The sequence below is a fragment of the Rhizobacter sp. genome, assembly GCF_031412495.1.
In the GTDB taxonomy this organism is placed as follows: Bacteria; Pseudomonadota; Gammaproteobacteria; order Burkholderiales; family Burkholderiaceae_C; genus Schlegelella_A.
This window is the reverse complement of the sequence record NZ_JANODC010000331.1, coordinates 1-1,978: the sequence shown is the minus strand read 5'-3', so window position 1 is coordinate 1,978 and position 1,978 is coordinate 1. Positions and strand designations below refer to the sequence as shown.

The 1,978-nt window shown below is 68.4% G+C and carries 2 protein-coding genes; both read left to right on the top strand.

The features are described from left to right. Positions 1-171: 171 nt before the first annotated feature. Complete coding sequence (locus AC30N0_RS12270; RefSeq protein ID WP_489518193.1) at positions 172-1,362, top strand: acyl-CoA dehydrogenase family protein; 1,191 nt, start codon at positions 172-174, stop codon at positions 1,360-1,362. A 98-nt stretch (positions 1,363-1,460) separates the two neighbouring features. Then, positions 1,461-1,978, top strand: a 518-nt coding sequence (locus tag AC30N0_RS12265) for an acyl-CoA dehydrogenase family protein (RefSeq protein ID WP_489518192.1), incomplete at its 3' end; no start/stop codon positions are given.

Sequence of the window (1,978 nt, the reverse complement as noted above, 5' to 3'; positions counted from 1 at the left end):
GCTGCTCGGCAACAGCTACCTGACGCGGTTCCAGATGCGGCGCGAGAACGACCGGATGACGCTCGACAAGCGCTATTGACCCCGGCGCGCGGCCAGCTGTCGCCGTCCCGACAAGCGGAATCGCACGGTCGTGCTAAAAAGATCGTTCCGCCCGCGACCCCGGAGACACCGATGGACCTCAACTTCACGCCCGACGAGACCGCCTTCCGCGACAGGATCCGGGCCTGGGTCGCCGAGAGCCTGCCGAAGGACATCAGCGACAAGGTCCGCAACGCCGTGCCGCTGGGCAAGGACGACCTGCAGCGCTGGGCCAGGATCCTGGGCAAGCAGGGCTGGCACGGCTGGGGCTGGCCCAAGGAGTTCGGCGGCCCGGGCTGGAACGCGATCCAGAAGCATCTGTTCGAGGAAGAGACCGCCCTCGCCGGCGCGCCGCGCGTCGTCCCCTTCGGCCCGGTGATGGTGGCGCCGGTGATCATGGCCTTCGGCACGCCGGCGCAGCAGCAGCGCTTCCTGCCCGGCATCCAGAGCGGGGAGGTCTGGTGGAGCCAGGGCTACAGCGAGCCCGGCGCCGGCTCGGACCTGGCCTCGCTCAAGACCAAGGCGGAGCGAGTCCACACGAAAGAAGGCGACAAGTACATCGTCAACGGCCAGAAGACGTGGACCACGCTCGGCCAGCACGGCGACTGGATCTTCTGCCTGGTCCGCACGTCGAGCGACGGCAAGCCGCAGACGGGCATCAGCTTCCTGCTCATCGACATGAAGAGTCCCGGCATCACGGTGCGGCCGATCATCACGATGGAAGGCGAGCACGAGGTCAACGAAATCTGGTTCGACAACGTCGAGGTGCCCGCCGACCAGCTCATCGGCGAGGAGAACAAGGGCTGGACCTACGCCAAGCACCTGCTCGCGCACGAGCGAACCAACATCGCCGACGTGAACCGGGCCAAGCGCGAGCTCGAGCGCGTCAAGCGCATCGCGAGGGCCGAGGGCCTGTGGGACGACGGCCGCTTCCGCGACCAGATCGCCCTGCTCGAGGTCGACGTCATCGCCCTCGAGATGATGGTCCTGCGGGTGCTCTCCGCCGAGAAGAGCGGCAAGCAGAGCCTCGACGTCGCCGGCCTGCTGAAGATCCGCGGCAGCGAGATCCAGCAGCGCTACAGCGAGCTGATGATGCTGGCCGCGGGTCCGGCCGCCGTGCCGTTGCAGAAGGAAGCGATGGCCGCCGGCTGGCAGCCGGACCAGACCGGCACTACCTTCGTCGCGCCGCTAGCCGGAACCTACTTCAACATGCGCAAGACAACGATCTACGGCGGATCGAACGAAGTGCAACGCAACATCGTCGCGCAGACGGTGCTCGGCTGACGCCTCGCACCGTCCGCGCGATGCGCGACAGGGCTGCTCCCTTCCCCTGCCCCTTCCCTCCGAGAGGGAAGGGGTTCTAGTCAGATGAGGCAATCGACATGGACTTCGACTTTTCCGACGACCAGGAGATGCTGCGCGACACCGTGCGCAAATGGGTCGAGCGCGGCTACGACTTCGAGCGCCGGCGCGGCATCGTCAAGGCCGGCGGCTTCTCGCGCGAGGCCTGGAAGGAGATCGGCGAACTCGGCATCTGTGGCCTGCAGGTGCCGGAGGAGCACGGCGGCTTGGGGCTGGGCCCGGTCGAGGCGATGGTGATCATGGAAGAGCTCGGCCGCGGCCTCGTCGTCGAGCCCTATGCCGCGGTCGCGCTGGTCGCGCCGAGCGTGTTCCTCGCCGGCCAGGCGCCTTCGTCGCCTCTGTGGCTGCAGGGCATCGCCGAAGGGCGCGAGATCGTCGTCCTCGCGCACGAGGAGCGGCGCTCGCGCTACCGGCTGGCGCACGTCGAGACGAAGGCGGTGCAGAGCGGCGGCAACTGGCGCCTCACGGGCACCAAGATCGTCGTGCCCGCGGGCGGCGCGGCAAGCGCGTTCATCGTCTCGGCGCGCGTCGGCGGCGA

Excerpts from the sequence above, each read along its gene's own strand:
- AC30N0_RS12270 (WP_489518193.1), top strand. The coding sequence starts at position 172 with ATGGACCTCAACTTCACGCCCGACGAGACCGCCTTCCGCGACAGGATC.